This window comes from Providencia sp. PROV_01 (assembly GCF_053098325.1).
On record NZ_JBRFKD010000002.1, the window covers coordinates 1,103,485 to 1,117,417 of the forward strand.

A 13,933-nucleotide genomic window follows, 5' to 3' on the forward strand; every position below is an offset into this window, starting at 1 on the left:
GAAGTTATTAGCTTCGAGAGCGATGCTAAATAAATCAGCCGTAACGAAATTCAATACCGAAAGTGCCGCGTGGGTATTCCCACTTTTCTAATGCACTATCTAAGCCAAGAATGCGGCAGGTTCCACATTCGAGACAGCCGGCATAATCGAAACGTACTGAGCCATCTTCTTGTTTTTTATATAATCCCGCAGGGCAAGCTTTAGTTAATGTGTCGAGCACATTCATATCTGGATGCTCTTTTATCACAATATGTGGGTTTTCTTCATCGACATTAAATTTATTAATACCGAGTTTGACATCAACGTTGACTGGATTACTCATATTGCTCTGACTCCTTTAATTCCATCCTTGAGCAAGTTCATAAAGCCCACTTTTTTCGCGTGTTGTAACATGGTCTTACGTAAAGGCACAGGAGTTTCATCTGAAATAGTGAAGAGTTTTTTTGCAATACCAACCGCCATTTCTGGGTAAGCAGAAAACATGCGCGGGTTATCCAAAAACTCAGGCATTTTTTGGTACATTTTCATGTCCCGTAATGGGCCTTCGTTGAGCAGTGCGAGGTATTGATTTAAATTTTGCTTGCTGAAATCGTCAGTTTTCATTGCGCTAAGTACCGCTTTTGCTGCGGCTTCACCTGAAGCAACGGCTAAGTCCATACCACGAATAGTAAAACCTAAATTCATACACATACCCGCGGCATCACCAGCAATTAATACACCATCACGAACCAATTCGGATTGCATTTTTAAACCCGCTTCAGGGACGACGTGCGCGGCATATTCGACCATTTTTCCACCTTCAATCAAAGGTGCAACAGCCGGATGTTGTTTAAAGTCTTCAAGCATTTGCGGAACAGATTTTTTAGCATCTTTAATATGGTGTAGGCCGCAAACTAAGCCGAGTGAAACGGTATCTTCATTGGTATAGAGGAACCCACCGCCCATCAAGCCATCGGTTGGTGAGCCAGCAAATAGCCAAGCAACACCTTCTTTGTCTTTAAGGTTAAAACGGTTAGCTAGAACATCTCTTGGTAGTTCAATGAGCTCTTTTACACCAACAGCGACATGTTCTGCATTGACGCGTTTAGTCATGCCAAGTTGTTCAGCCAGCAGTGAGTTGACGCCATCCGCTAAAATGACCACTTTAGCTTCAAGTACATCACCATCAGCCTCAACACCAACTACCTTGCCATCACGTTCAACTAACTTATCAACTCGAATACCCGTAATACACTGTGCACCAGCATTTTCGGCCTGTTCAACTAGCCATGGATCCAATTTACCGCGTAGTACAGACCAAGACGTTTCATCAGGGCTTTGTTCTGAGCCATTTTGGAAATCAACTGTAACAGCGCCAGTTTCGGTCATAAATGACAGTTTTTCGCGTGTGATCATGCGCTCAATAGGCGCTTCTTGGGTAAAGCCTGGAATAATGCGTTCTAAGCTATGGGCATACATTCGCCCACCTGTTACGTTTTTGCCGCCCGCGTAGTTTCCTCTTTCGATTAGGAGAACTTGCGCACCTTCACGGGCAAGCACCAATGCAGCTACAGAGCCAGCTAGACCTGCGCCTACAATGATTGCATCAAAAATATCATCGGACATAGTTTCTCCAAAGGTCACGAAAACAGTGAGGAAAATGCCTCACTGTTATTGAGTTTATTTCGCCAGTTGTTGCGTTAACGCAGGTAAGATTTTGAACAGATCGCCAACGATCCCGTAGTCTGCAAATTGGAAAATAGGGGCGTTTTTATCTTTGTTGATTGCGACGATCGTTTGTGCGCCATTCGCACCGACCATATGTTGAATCTGCCCTGAAATGCCGACGGCAAGATAAAGTTCAGGTTTGAGCATTAAGTTAGAAATACCCACATAGCGCTCATGTTCCATCCATTTTTCATTTTCTGCGACTGGGCGAGAACAAGCGATTTCAGCACCGATGGTATCGGCAAGCGTTTTGGCAATCGCAATGTTTTCTTGGCTACCAATACCTCGCCCGACACTGACAACTAAGCGTGCCTTGTCTAATTCCACTGAGTTACCTGCTTTTTTCTGAATCGAGGTACGTACAATAGATTGTTTTGGTTCGACCCATTGTGTAGCTTGAGCTGTGCCGCTACGTGATGCATCACTCGGTGCCGCTTCAAATGTACCAGAGGTAAGGGTTGCAATTGAAAATGCGCTATCTAGGGTCTCTTGGCCGAAGGCTAAGCCACCATAAACCATATGTTTAATCAGCGGTTTTTCAGATTCAATTGTGATTGCGGCGGCATCATTGGAAACCGCGGCTTGTAGTTTCGCGCCTAAGCGTGCTGCAAGTAATTTTCCTCTGCGGGTATTTGGTAACAACAGTAAACCGTTATCGCTTTGTTGTTTGATGGTGGAAACCATCGTGTCCGCATAGTCTTCAATAATGCGGTCATCGGGTTTACCTGTTAATAGAAAGACTTGCGAAGCGCCAAGTTGGAAAGCTTGTGCGCTTTGTGCTTCATCAAGGGCAAAAACATTCACTTGCTCGCCAAGCGAGAGGGCACCACCGATAGGTTCAGGTAAGCGAGAAGTCATATCACTAAATACCCAAACGGTTGATAATTTGCTCATAACTCCTCCAATTAAATAATTTTTCTTAAATGTTCAGCAAATTGCGCAATTTGGTCATCGCCATCACCTTCAATGATGACCCGCTGGCGGACTTTTTGTTTCGGCGCGGCGATAGATTGAGACGATAATGCGGCAACGTTATCTAAGCCAATATCTGCCATCGTCCAGGCTTGGACGGGTTTTTTAGCGGCACCTAAAATGGCTTTCATTGAAGGAATAACAGGAACGTTAATGTCGGAGGTTACAGCGATAATGGCCGGTAATGGCATGGATAGCGTTTCAATTTCATCTTCTAGCTCACGTTCTACAATGACCGTATCAGCTGTGATGGAAACAATTTTTTTCACACCATTGATGGCAGGAATTTGCAGCGTTTCACCTAATAAAATGCTCACTTGTTGTGCATTGAGATCTGCGGAGCCATCACCACAAATAATTAAATCGAAGCCCACTTTCTGTGCCGCTGCACCAAGGGTAATGGCAGTTTGATGGGGAAGTGCATGCTCAAGTTGGTCATCAATCACAACAACGAGCTCATCTGGGCCACGCGATAGCACATCTTTACGTGCTTTCATATTCGTGAGTGCTTTACCACCAATACTTAACGCAATCACTTTGCTGTCAGCTTGCTGTGCTTTTATTTGATTAGCGGTTTCAATTGCATTTAAATCATATTGACTGATTTTGGTATCGGCACGTGAAAAATCTAAAGAACCATCTGCGCTATTTACAATAATATCTTGTTCATCAGGAACAGATTTATAGCATGTAATAATATTCATTACATCTCCTAAAATAATATTAATAAATATGATCCGTTTCGGTTTCGGATTATATAATTATCATGAACTGGATATTTAAAAATAAAACCTAAGTCACCAATATTGAAAACCTTAAATTAAAGTGGGTTTAAATATTCATACTGATACCCTACTCACCAATACTGTAAAAATCATCTAGTTATCAATGAAATGTTCAATATTGCTACTGGAATCACCAATACTGAAGGTATTTAATAACATTAACGTTACACAATATTTTATCTCTATGTATTTATTGGTGTTTTAATTATTAAAGTTAATAACAATTATTTATCACGAATAATATTGTGACCTTAATAACAGAATTGTTTATGGGGACTAGACATGATTTGGATAGAATTTGAATTAATACTTAATTAGGTTTGTTGGGATTTAATAATAAATATAAGTTTTAAATGCATATAGATATTAGGTAATGAGAATAATATCTATTTTAAAACTTATATATTAAATAATAAATTGGGACCGAACTATGAGCAAAGAAAATAAAAAAGGTGGGATCGAACCGAAGGTTTTTTTTCCACCGTTGATCATTGTTGGACTACTGTGTTGGTTAACTGTTCGTGATTTAGATGCGTCAAATGAAGTTATCAACCAAGTTTTCAGCTATGTCACCAATGTGTGGGGCTGGGCATTTGAGTGGTATATGGTTGTCATGTTTGGTGGCTGGTTTTGGTTGATTTTAGGGCCTTATGCGAAGAAGCGCTTAGGGGAAGAAAAACCTGAGTTTAGCCGAGCAAGCTGGATTTTCATGATGTTCGCATCTTGTACTTCAGCTGCCGTACTTTTCTGGGGTTCGATTGAAATATTCTACTATGTATCAGCGCCTCCATTTGGTTTTGAGCCTTATTCAAATGAAGCGAAAAATATCGGGTTAGCCTATAGCTTATTCCACTGGGGACCGCTCCCATGGGCGACTTATAGCTTCTTATCGGTCGCATTTGGTTACTTTTTCTTCGTTCGTAAAATGGATGTTATTCGCCCAAGTAGTACGCTGGTTCCATTAGTGGGTGAGAAACACGTAAATGGCTGGTTTGGAACCATTATTGATAACTTTTACTTGGTCGCATTGATTTTAGCAATGGGGACGAGTTTAGGGCTAGCGACACCGCTGGTTACCGAATGTATTCAATACCTGTTTGGAATTCCTCATACTCTTGAGCTCGATGCCATCATTATCTTCTGCTGGATCATCCTGAATGCAATTTGTGTGGCTTTTGGTTTGCAAAAAGGGGTGAGAATCGCCAGTGACGTCCGTAGCTACTTGAGTTTCTTGATGCTGGGATGGGTATTTATTGTTGGCGGCGCTAGCTTCATTGTGAACTATTTTACCGATTCTATCGGGGTTCTAATGATGTATATGCCACGCATGTTGTTCTATACAGATGCAGTCGGCAAAGGCGGTTTCCCACAAGGTTGGACCGTGTTCTATTGGGCGTGGTGGGTAATTTATGCCATCCAAATGTGTATTTTCCTCGCACGTATCTCTAAAGGCCGTACCGTCCGTGAGCTGTGTATCGGTATGGTAGCAGGCTTGACGGCAGGAACTACGCTAATTTGGACAATATTAGGTAGTAATACCCTACAACTGGTAGACCAAAACATTATTAACATTCCAAAGCTGATCGAAGAGTTCGGCGTCGCACGCGCCATCATTGAAACATGGGCTGCTTTACCTTTGAGCACTGTAACAATTTGGGGCTTCTTCATCCTCTGCTTTATCGCCACGGTGACACTGATCAACGCGTGTTCTTACACACTTGCGATGTCAACTTGTCGCGCAGTTAAAGATGGCGATGAGCCACCGTTATTAGTGCGCATTGGTTGGTCTGTCTTAGTTGGCGTTATCGGCATTGTCTTGCTGGCTTTAGGCGGATTAAAACCAATTCAAACCGCGATAATTGCCGGAGGATGCCCACTTTTTTTCGTCAACATCATGGTAACGCTCTCCTTTATTAAAGATGCCAAAGTGCATTGGAAAAATGACTAATTTATTCAAAAACAACATGTAAGAGGTTATTGATATGGATTTTAGATTGAATGATGAGCAGGAACTGTTTGTCGCAGGGATCCGTGAACTGATGGCCAGTGAAAACTGGGAAAGCTATTTCGCCGAATGTGACCGAGACAGTAAATATCCTGAACGCTTTGTCAAAGCCTTAGCGGATATGGAAATCGATAACCTGCTGATCCCAGAAGAACATGGCGGCTTAAATGCAGGGTTTATCACCGTTGCTGCGGTATGGATGGAGCTTGGTCGCCTAGGTGCACCAACCTATGTGTTGTATCAATTACCGGGCGGTTTTAATACGGTGCTTAGAGAAGGAACTCAAGAGCAAATTGACAAAATCATGGCGTTCCGTGGTACGGGTAAACAAATGTGGAACTCGGCGATCACTGAACCGGGTGCAGGATCTGATGTTGGTAGCCTACAAACCACCTACCAACGCCGTAATGGCAAAGTGTATTTGAACGGTAGCAAATGTTTTATCACCAGTAGTGCTTACACCCCATACATTGTGGTGATGAGTCGCGATGCGGATTCACCAGACAAACCTGTTTTCACCGAATGGTTCTTAGATATGAGCAAACCAGGTATCAAGGTGAATAAACTTGAAAAACTGGGTTTACGCATGGATAGCTGTTGTGAAATTACCTTTGATAATGTCGAACTGGATGAAAAAGACATGTTTGGCCGCGAAGGTAACGGTTTTAACCGTGTAAAAGAAGAGTTCGACCATGAGCGTTTCTTAGTGGCATTAACTAACTATGGTACCGCGATGTGTGCGTTCGAAGATGCGGCGCGTTACGCTAACCAGCGTGTTCAATTCGGTGAAGCCATTGGTCGTTTTCAGTTAATTCAAGAAAAATTTGCACATATGGCGATCAAGCTCAATTCAATGCGCAACATGTTATATGAAACTGCATGGAAGAGTGACAACGGATTGATCACCTCTGGTGATGCAGCAATGTGTAAATACTTCTGTGCAAATGCGGCATTTGAAGTCGTGGACTCTGCGATGCAAGTACTCGGTGGTGTAGGAATTGCAGGTGAGCACCGGATCGCCCGTTTCTGGCGTGACCTTCGTGTGGATCGCGTATCAGGTGGTTCAGATGAAATGCAAATACTGACATTAGGCCGTAGCGTACTGAAACAATACCGCTAATAACTGAACGTAATGGGATGGTTTTCAAGAGAAGGCCAACCCTGCTTCACAGGAGATAAGAACATGGCAGAGCATCTACCTATGCCAGAATTTGGCCCTCTAGCTGGGGTTAGAGTGGTATTTTCAGGAATTGAAATTGCTGGCCCATTTGCAGGGCAAATGTTTGCAGAATGGGGCGCTGAAGTGATCTGGATAGAAAATGTCGCCTGGGCAGACACTATTCGCGTTCAACCCAACTACCCACAGCTATCACGGCGTAATTTACGTGCGTTATCATTGAATATTTTCAAAGATGAGGGGCGTGACGCGTTTCTAAAACTGATGGAAACAACCGATATCTTCATTGAAGCGAGTAAAGGCCCCGCATTTGCTCGTCGTGGTATCACGGACGAAGTACTTTGGGAACATAACCCTAAACTGGTCATTGCACACTTATCCGGTTTTGGGCAGTACGGTGACCCACAATATACCAACCTCGCAGCGTATAACACCATTGCTCAAGCCTTCAGCGGCTATCTGATTCAAAACGGTGATAAAGACCAGCCAATGCCGGCTTTTCCTTATACCGCAGACTATTTTTCTGGCATGACGGCGACAACTGCCGCACTGGCTGCATTGTATAAAGCACGTGAGACTGGAAAAGGTGAAAGCATTGACGTTGCTATGTATGAAGTGATGTTGCGTATGGGGCAATACTTCATGATGGACTACTTCAATGGTGGAGAGATCTGCCCACGTATGACAAAAGGGAAAGACCCCTATTACGCAGGTTGTGGCCTATATAGTTGTAATGATGGCTATATCGTGATGGAAATTGTTGGTATCACGCAAATTCAGGAAATTTTTAAAGATATTGGGTTGGCGCATCTGTTAGGTACACCAGAAATACCGGAAGGCACACAGTTAATTCACCGTGTGGAATGCCCTTATGGGCCTTTAGTTGAAGAAAAACTCGATGAATGGCTAGGTTCACGTTCGATTGATGAAGTGTTAGCAAGACTCGCGGAATTGAATATTGCTAGCGCCAAAGTCCTTACTATTCCTGAGTTAGAAACCAATCCTCAATACATTGCACGCGAATCTATTACCAGTTGGCAAACAATGGAAGGAAAAACCTGTCGTGGTCCTAACGTCATGCCTAAATTCAAAAATAACCCCGGACAAATTTGGCGAGGCATGCCATCACACGGTATGGACACGACAGATATCTTAAAAAATATTGGATACAGCGAAACTGATATTCGGGGGTTAGTCGATAAAGGGCTAGCCAAAATAGTTGATTAATTGAATGGGTACTCAGGTCAATGATGACTATTGAGCTGAGTATTCATCAGGGAAATGATGGGTAACAATTAATGGATGTAATCGGTAAACAAAATTTGCGTCAAATGTGGGATGATTTAGCGTTAACCCATGGAAACAGCCAGGCGCTTATCTTTGAATCCTGCGATGGAAAAACTAGCAAGTTCAGCTATTTAGAAATGAACCAGCACATTAATCGCACCGCCAATCTCTTTTTAGCCTATGGCATTCAAAAAGGCGATAAAGTGGCTTTACATTTAGATAATTGCCCGGAATTTTTCTTTTGCTGGTTTGGCTTGGCTAAAATTGGGGCGATTATGGTCCCAATTAATGCGCGTTATAAATACAATGAAAGTGCTTGGATCATGCAGAACTGCCAACCCAAAATGGTAGTCACTCGTTCCTCTTTCTTAGATATTTATCAACAAGTATTCGCTGACGTAGCGACAAGTCTAAAACATATTTTTTTGATTACAGACACACAAATTGAACCCGTAGAGCATATTTCTGACTTTTGGTTTGAACAGTCACAACAACATACGCAATTGACTCAGGTTGTTGAATTGAGTGTCGATGATACGGCCGAGATTTTATTTACCTCTGGAACCACCTCGAAGCCTAAAGGGGTAATTATTACCCACTATAACCTCCGCTTTGCCGGTTATTACTCTTCTTGGCAAAACAGCTTACGCTCTGATGATATTTATTTAACAGTCATGCCTGCTTTTCATATTGACTGCCAATGTACAGCTTCTATGGCTGCATTTTCTGTCGGTGCAACGTTTGTGTTATTAGAGAAATACAGCGCACGCCGTTTTTGGCAACAAGTGGTGAAATACAAAGCGACTGTCATCGAACTTATCCCCATGATGATCCGCACATTATTAAGCCAGCCGCTGGCGGATAACGAAAAAGATCATTGTTTACGAGAAGCCATGTTTTACCTCAATTTAAGTGAAGAAGAACGCGACCAGTTTATGGCCCGTTTTGGGGTGAAGCGGTTTTTAACTTCGTATGGAATGACGGAGACTATTGTTGGTTTGATTGGTGACCGGCCTGGCGATATGCGTCGCTGGCCGTCCATTGGTCGCCCGGGTTTTTGTTATCAGGCTCAAATTCGGGACAGAAATAACCAGCGTGTTGGTGCCGGGGTTATTGGTGAGCTCTGTGTGAAAGGTGAGCGTGGTAAAACCCTTTTTAAAGAGTATTACAACAACCCTGAAGCGACCGCAAAAACCTTTGATGAAGCGGGATGGATGCACACGGGGGACTTTGCCTACCAAGACGAAGATGGCTTTTTCTATTTTGTCGATAGAAGCAGCAATATGATCAAACGCGGTGGAGAAAATGTCTCTTGCAGTGAAATTGAAAATATTATTGCCTCACACCCTGCCATTGTGGATGTAGCAGTGATCGGCGTTGCGGATGACATCCGAGATGAAGCGATTAAAGCTTTTATTGTGCTTGAAGAAGGGGAAACCTTAACTCAGGAAGAGTTCTTTGCTTTTTGTGAAAAACAAATGGCGAAATTTAAGGTGCCAACGTGTGTTGAGGTACGTAAAGATTTACCGCGTAACTGCTCTGGAAAAGTATTGAAAAAACATCTGCAATAATCGACAAACGTGATTAATTTTGCATACATTTCGGGCTGCATACCTGCAACCTGAAGCGTCACTGCACGACGAAGAAAGGATTATATTATGAGCGAATCATTAAAAATTACCCGAAATGGCGCTATTTTAGAAATCATACTCGATAGACCTAAAGCTAATGCAATAGATGCAAAAACCAGTTTCAAAATGGGGGAGGTTTTCCTTAATTTTCGCGATGATCCTTCGTTGCGTGTTGCAATTATCACAGGGGCAGGAGAGCGATTTTTCTCTGCAGGCTGGGACTTAAAATCGGCGGCAGAAGGTGAGGCCCCTGATGCTGACTTTGGCCCAGGTGGCTTTGCCGGTTTGACTGAAATTTTTAATTTAAACAAACCTGTTATTGCGGCGGTGAATGGATATGCATTTGGTGGCGGTTTTGAACTGGCTTTAGCGGCAGATATGATAATTTGTTCTGAAAATGCCAGTTTTGCATTACCTGAGGCTCAGCTCGGTATTGTTCCAGATAGCGGGGGGGTTTTACGTTTACCTAAAATTTTACCTGCGCCAATCGTGAATGAAATGGTGATGACAGGCAGAAGAATGGATGCACAAGAAGCTTTACGTTGGGGAATAGCTAACGATGTAGTGCCTATTGAGAGTCTGATGGATAAAGCCCGTGAACTTGCAGAACAAGTTACGCAAAGTGCGCCATTAGCAGTTGCTGCTCTAAAAGAAATTTTCCGCGCGACAGGAGAGCTTACTGTCGAAGAGGGCTATAAATTAATGCGCAGTGGTGTACTGACTCATTATCCTGCGGTTCTTCATTCCGAAGATGCCACAGAGGGGCCATTGGCTTTCTCTGAGAAACGTTCTCCAAACTGGAAAGGTCGCTAATTAATCTAGCAGTGAGGTGAATTTTGAGTTTTTACGCTTTTGAAGGTGTTATCCCGGTTGTTCATCCTACTGCATATGTTCACCCATCAGCGGTAGTGATTGGTGATGTGATTATTGGTGAAGGGGTTTTCGTTGGGCCGAATGCCTCTTTACGTGGGGATTATGGCCGCTTGATCATAGAAAAAGGGGCAAATATTCAGGACTGCTGCATTATGCATGGCTATAGTGATGTCGAAACCATTGTCCATGAATGTGGGCATATAGGCCACGGAGCTATTTTACATGGATGCATTATTGGCCGTGATGCTTTGGTCGGAATGAACAGTGTCGTTATGGATGGCGCAGTGATTGGTGAGGAAAGTATTGTTGCTGCGATGAGTTTTGTTAAGGCCGGTTTTCAAGGCGAAAATCGTCAGATGTTGGTCGGAAGTCCTGCGCGCTTTTTACGCTCAGTGACTGATGAAGAACTGCATTGGAAACGGTTAAATACGAAAGAATATCAAGACTTAGCAGGCCGATATCATCAACAATTACAGGAAACCCAACCGCTGACAGAGCTTGAAGTTAATCGACCCAAATTATTTGGTACAACAGATGTAAAACCTAAGGGCCAGTGATTCACTAAAAGGCCGTAAAATAAAAAACGCAGATGGTGAAGTCTGCGTTTTTTATTGGTATAAAACTGAAAAATAAGTTTAACGACGTTGTGCTTTTGATAGCATCCATTGCCATTTTTGCTCTCGATTTAATTCACTTGGTGGCATAGAGGCCGCTTTCATTGGGGAATCGATAGTGACTTTTTCAGTTTGATGGCTTCTTAAACGAGCATAAAGCTGGTTATCAATTTTCTTAACTTTAATAAGCCGCTGACATTGGCAGCCTCGTCCCGATAATTTATTTGGGATCATTTTTACTTCACACTGAATTTCAGCAACATCAGATAAAATATAAGAAACAATATTGACAGCATTAGGATGCGGAATATCAAAGTGATTAGATATTTCTCTAGCTGTAGTCCAATGGCCTTGTTTCATTACCCAGTTTGCGATAGATAAATACAAGGGTTCATTAATATATTGTCCACACATAAGCGCTCCCAAATCTATTTATTAAAATTGGCTAAATAAAAAGAAACTATATGCAAATTGTAGTTGGAATAGCGTTTATTTGTTTCCTGGTTTGTTAATTAAGAAAACAAAATAATTAATTATTAACTTCTGGTTAAAATTGTTAAAATAATATATTCGTTTTTAATGTTAATTATCATTATTTTAATATAAAAACTTATATTTCATAATGATAGGTGTCGAATATAATTCAGAGCCTAAATTACGCCGTCATACAGTGACAAACTTCATATTAATGGATTTCAAAATGATTTGCATGCCTTTATTGTGAAAATTTACATTCAAGACAAAAGTTTTGTTTATATTCAGATTCTAGGTAAATAACTGAATATCGTTGTAGATAAACTGATTATATTTGGTTTTATATTTGATTATAATGATCTTGAAATATAATAAAAATGTGACATGGGTGATTTTTTTAATTGAATATTAGCGAGTAAGCAATTACAAAGAGTTAAATAATTTTCTAATATATTAAGAAAGAGAATAAGAGTGATTGGCTTTGTGATTGAATAGGGCATTGCGTGTTGATGCAATGCCCTCCTAGAGATAAAAATTATTTGGCTAAGTAGTTATTAATAGAATTAACAATACCTGTGGAATCTAAGCCCAGTTCAGCAATAAGTTCTTCTTGGGTACCTTGAGAAATAAAATAGTCAGGTAAGCCAAGGTTTAAGGTTGGAATGATTTTTTTCTCATGCATTAAGAATTCATTCACACCGCTACCTGCTCCACCCATGATGGCATTCTCTTCGAGAGTGACAAGTACATCATGAGTATTGGCCATTTCAAGGATAAGCGCTTCGTCTAAAGGCTTCACAAAGCGCATATCAACAACAGTTGCATTAAGTTGCTCAGCAGCGACCAATGCGTGGCTTAATAAGGTACCAAAGCATAAGATAGCGACTTTTTCACCTTTGCGGCGAACAATACCCTTACCAATAGGCAGCGGTGATAGCGGCTGTAACTCAGCGCCTGTTCCTGTGCCTCGAGGGTAACGCACCGCACATGGACCATCTTGATAATGGTAGCCAGTATGTAGCATTTGGCGGCACTCATTTTCATCACTTGGAGCCATAATAACCATGATTGGTATACAGCGCAGGAATGAAATATCAAAAGAACCTTGGTGAGTTTGCCCATCAGCCCCCACAATACCGGCTCGGTCGATCGCAAACATGACAGGCACCTTTTGGATAGCCACATCATGAATGACTTGGTCGTAACCACGTTGCAAGAAAGTCGAATAGATAGCAACGATAGGCTTATAGCCACCAATAGCAAGGCCAGCGGCAAAGGTGACTGCATGTTGCTCGGCAATCGCGACATCGAAGTATTGATCAGGGAATTCTTTAGAAAACCGAACCATACCAGAGCCTTCACGCATCGCTGGCGTGATAGCCATCAACTTGCCATCATCTTTAGCCTCTTCACACAGCCAATCACCAAAAATTTTAGAGAATGTCGGCCCGGTCTCTTTGCTTTTGGGCAAAGTGAATGTACTTGGGTCAAATTTAGGAACTGCATGCCAGCTAATTGGGTCTTTTTCTGCCGGCTCATAACCGCGACCTTTCTTGGTCATGATATGTAAAAACTGCGGTCCTTTTAAGTCACGCATATTTTTTAACGTTTGAACTAAGGCAACAACATCATGACCGTCAACGGGGCCAATATAGTTAAAACCTAATTCTTCAAACATGGTCCCCGGTACGACCATGCCTTTAATGTGTTCTTCTGTCTTTTTCAATAATTCTTTGATAGGTGGCATGTTAGAAAAAACTTTTTTCCCACCTTCACGTAATGTTGTATAGAGCTTTCCAGAAAGTAAGTGAGCTAAGTGATTGTTTAGTGCGCCAACATTTTCTGAAATAGACATTTCGTTATCGTTTAAGATAACCAACATGTCAGGTGCGGCATCCCCTGCATGATTCATTGCTTCAAATGCCATTCCAGCGGTGATGGCGCCATCACCAATCACACAAACTGTTTTACGGTTTTGTTGCTCTTTTTCTGCAGCAATGGCCATACCTAAACCGGCACTAATGGATGTTGAGGAATGGCCAACGCTTAAAATGTCATATTCACTTTCTTCGCGCCATGGAAAGGGATGTAGACCATTTTTTTGACGGATGGTATCAATACGGTCACGGCGACCCGTTAATATCTTATGTGGGTAGGCTTGGTGGCCGACATCCCAAACAAGATTATCAAATGGAGTTTTATAGACATAATGTAATGCGACGGTGAGTTCAACAGCACCGAGGCCAGAAGCAAAGTGACCGCTAGAGCGACCCACGCTACTCAGCAAGAATTGTCTGAGTTCATCACAAAGCTTAGGCAAACTTTCTTTAGGCAACAGACGAAGCTCATCTGGTGTCTCTGCCAAGGCTAGCGTGGGATATTTAGCGATATCAATACTCATTAGTTGC

At 42.2% G+C, this 13,933-nt stretch carries 12 protein-coding genes; 6 read left to right on the top strand and 6 right to left on the bottom strand.

What is annotated here, in order from left to right:
* Nucleotides 1-34: 34 nt before the first annotated feature.
* Genes fixX through fixA form a run of 4 tightly spaced genes read right to left on the bottom strand, consistent with a single transcriptional unit; the run spans nucleotide 35 to nucleotide 3,383 of the window.
* Complete coding sequence (gene fixX / locus ACU696_RS05595; protein WP_004914610.1) at nucleotides 35-322, bottom strand: ferredoxin-like protein FixX; 288 nt, start codon at nucleotides 320-322, stop codon at nucleotides 35-37.
* A complete protein-coding gene (gene fixC / locus ACU696_RS05600; protein WP_109911880.1) occupies nucleotides 319-1,605 on the bottom strand; it encodes an FAD-dependent oxidoreductase FixC in 1,287 nt (428 codons plus the stop codon). The genes fixX and fixC overlap by 4 nt, the downstream gene beginning before the upstream one ends.
* A gap of 54 nt (nucleotides 1,606-1,659) precedes the next feature.
* Nucleotides 1,660-2,601, bottom strand: coding sequence for an FAD-binding protein (locus tag ACU696_RS05605; RefSeq protein WP_209102253.1), 942 nt, complete (start codon nucleotides 2,599-2,601; stop codon nucleotides 1,660-1,662).
* Nucleotides 2,602-2,612: 11 nt separating this feature from the next.
* Nucleotides 2,613-3,383: a putative electron transfer flavoprotein FixA gene (gene fixA / locus ACU696_RS05610; RefSeq protein ID WP_109911882.1), complete on the bottom strand. Its 771-nt coding sequence runs from the start codon at nucleotides 3,381-3,383 to the stop codon at nucleotides 2,613-2,615.
* Between the two features lie 511 nt (nucleotides 3,384-3,894).
* Here fixA and caiT point away from each other — a divergent pair.
* The 6 genes from caiT to caiE all read left to right on the top strand — a co-directional run bounded on the left by caiT (nucleotide 3,895) and on the right by caiE (nucleotide 10,994).
* Entirely contained in the window at nucleotides 3,895-5,412 is a 1,518-nt protein-coding gene (gene caiT, locus ACU696_RS05615; RefSeq protein WP_117162857.1) for an L-carnitine/gamma-butyrobetaine antiporter, read from the top strand.
* A 34-nt stretch (nucleotides 5,413-5,446) separates the two neighbouring features.
* Entirely contained in the window at nucleotides 5,447-6,589 is a 1,143-nt protein-coding gene (gene caiA / locus ACU696_RS05620; protein ID WP_004914593.1) for a crotonobetainyl-CoA dehydrogenase, read from the top strand.
* A 63-nt stretch (nucleotides 6,590-6,652) separates the two neighbouring features.
* Nucleotides 6,653-7,873: an L-carnitine CoA-transferase gene (gene caiB / locus ACU696_RS05625; protein WP_004914591.1), complete on the top strand. Its 1,221-nt coding sequence runs from the start codon at nucleotides 6,653-6,655 to the stop codon at nucleotides 7,871-7,873.
* Nucleotides 7,874-7,944: 71 nt separating this feature from the next.
* Nucleotides 7,945-9,504: a crotonobetaine/carnitine-CoA ligase gene (gene caiC / locus ACU696_RS05630; protein ID WP_004914587.1), complete on the top strand. Its 1,560-nt coding sequence runs from the start codon at nucleotides 7,945-7,947 to the stop codon at nucleotides 9,502-9,504.
* A gap of 87 nt (nucleotides 9,505-9,591) precedes the next feature.
* Nucleotides 9,592-10,377, top strand: a complete 786-nt coding sequence (gene caiD / locus ACU696_RS05635) for a crotonobetainyl-CoA hydratase (protein ID WP_115166640.1) — start codon at nucleotides 9,592-9,594, stop codon at nucleotides 10,375-10,377.
* Nucleotides 10,378-10,400: 23 nt separating this feature from the next.
* Entirely contained in the window at nucleotides 10,401-10,994 is a 594-nt protein-coding gene (caiE, locus tag ACU696_RS05640; protein ID WP_109911885.1) for a carnitine operon protein CaiE, read from the top strand.
* 78 nt (nucleotides 10,995-11,072) lie between these two features.
* Here caiE and caiF read toward each other — a convergent pair whose 3' ends face one another.
* Nucleotides 11,073-11,465 carry a carnitine metabolism transcriptional regulator CaiF gene (gene caiF, locus ACU696_RS05645; protein WP_004914580.1) on the bottom strand — a complete coding sequence of 131 codons (393 nt, stop codon included), beginning with the start codon at nucleotides 11,463-11,465 and terminating at the stop codon, nucleotides 11,073-11,075.
* A gap of 595 nt (nucleotides 11,466-12,060) precedes the next feature.
* Nucleotides 12,061-13,926, bottom strand: coding sequence for a 1-deoxy-D-xylulose-5-phosphate synthase (gene dxs / locus ACU696_RS05650; RefSeq protein WP_209102250.1), 1,866 nt, complete (start codon nucleotides 13,924-13,926; stop codon nucleotides 12,061-12,063).
* Nucleotides 13,927-13,933: the final 7 nt, after the last annotated feature.

Coding starts and splice junctions, on each gene's coding strand:
- fixX (WP_004914610.1), bottom strand. CDS start 322: ATGAGTAATCCAGTCAACGTTGATGTCAAACTCGGTATTAATAAATTT.
- fixC (WP_109911880.1), bottom strand. CDS start 1,605: ATGTCCGATGATATTTTTGATGCAATCATTGTAGGCGCAGGTCTAGCT.
- ACU696_RS05605 (WP_209102253.1), bottom strand. CDS start 2,601: ATGAGCAAATTATCAACCGTTTGGGTATTTAGTGATATGACTTCTCGC.
- fixA (WP_109911882.1), bottom strand. CDS start 3,383: ATGAATATTATTACATGCTATAAATCTGTTCCTGATGAACAAGATATT.
- caiT (WP_117162857.1), top strand. CDS start 3,895: ATGAGCAAAGAAAATAAAAAAGGTGGGATCGAACCGAAGGTTTTTTTT.
- caiA (WP_004914593.1), top strand. CDS start 5,447: ATGGATTTTAGATTGAATGATGAGCAGGAACTGTTTGTCGCAGGGATC.
- caiB (WP_004914591.1), top strand. CDS start 6,653: ATGGCAGAGCATCTACCTATGCCAGAATTTGGCCCTCTAGCTGGGGTT.
- caiC (WP_004914587.1), top strand. CDS start 7,945: ATGGATGTAATCGGTAAACAAAATTTGCGTCAAATGTGGGATGATTTA.
- caiD (WP_115166640.1), top strand. CDS start 9,592: ATGAGCGAATCATTAAAAATTACCCGAAATGGCGCTATTTTAGAAATC.
- caiF (WP_004914580.1), bottom strand. CDS start 11,465: ATGTGTGGACAATATATTAATGAACCCTTGTATTTATCTATCGCAAAC.
- dxs (WP_209102250.1), bottom strand. CDS start 13,926: ATGAGTATTGATATCGCTAAATATCCCACGCTAGCCTTGGCAGAGACA.